Consider the following 1,161-nt stretch of genomic DNA (forward strand, 5'->3'; position numbering starts at 1 on the left):
CCATACCCTCCTTCGACCGACTACATCTCTGACGACCTCAGGCCCCCCAAGATCAAGCCTTGGCTGAGACCGGAGCCCTGTAGTTTTCGCGCTTTACAAGTAATGCCCAGACGATCCGGGCCATCTTGTTCGCAAGTGCGACCGTTACCAGCATGCGAGGTTTGCGGGTCAACATCTGTTCGAGCCAGGAACCCTTTGGCGCTCCGCGTTTGCTCGCCTGTTGCACAACGGCGCTGCTGCCGATGATGAGGAGGCGCCTGAGCGTTCGCTCCCCCATCTTGGACGTCGCGCCAAGCCTCTGTTTGCCACCCGTCGATTTTTGAAGAGGCGTGAGACCCAACCAGGCGGCAAAGTCGCGCCCCTTGGTGAAAGTCTCGATCGGCGGCGCTAGGGCGGCGATCGCGGTGGCGGAGATCGGGCCGACGCCAGGAATGGTCATCAGTCTGCGCGATACCTCGTCTTCGCGAGCGCGTCGCGTGATCTCCTTGTCGAGATCCGCGATCTTGCCATTCAACTCGGCGAGAAGGTCTAGCATCACTCGGAACATGGGACGGGCCGCATCGGGAAGGGAGCTGGCCATCGCTTCTTCCTCGATCAGGTCGGCAAGCGTCGCCACATGCGATGGCCCCTTGGGCGCTATCCAACCATATTCCGTGAGGTGTCCTCGGACCGCGTTGATGAGCTGGGTTCGCTGCCGCACCAACAGGTCCCGGGTTCGAAACACCAGACCCGCAGCCTGCTGCTCTTCACTCTTCACGGCAACGAACCGCATGTTCGGCCGCTGCGCAGCTTCGCAGATCGCCTCAGCATCGATTGCATCATTCTTTTGCCGCTTTACAAACGGCTTCACATAGGCGGGCGGGATCAGCCGAACCTGATGGCCAAGCTGCGTAAGCTGCCGGGCCCAGTGATGGGCTCCGCCACATGCCTCTAAAGCTACCGTGCAACTCGGCTGAGCTGCGAAGAAATCCAAGAGCTTTCCTCGGCTGATCCGTTTGCTGAATACAGCCTGTCCTTTCCCGTCCGCTCCATGTGCGTGGAAAACATGCTTGGCGATATCCAGACCGATTGTGCTAACCTGCATCACGGACGCCTCCCTTAAGTGGTGCTAAACACCTCCACTTTGGCACATCGATGCCGTCGGCGGGGCGTCCACCCCAT

At 60.1% G+C, this 1,161-nt stretch carries 1 protein-coding gene; it reads right to left on the reverse strand.

The window, feature by feature from the left end; genetic code table 11:
• Nucleotides 1-52 precede the first annotated feature (52 nt).
• Complete coding sequence (locus AC0L3K_RS40600) at nt 53-1,087, reverse strand: IS110 family RNA-guided transposase (protein ID WP_473368204.1); 1,035 nt, start codon at nt 1,085-1,087, stop codon at nt 53-55.
• Nucleotides 1,088-1,161: the final 74 nt, after the last annotated feature.

It is taken from the genome of Bradyrhizobium sp. MI1.10 (assembly GCF_055811035.1).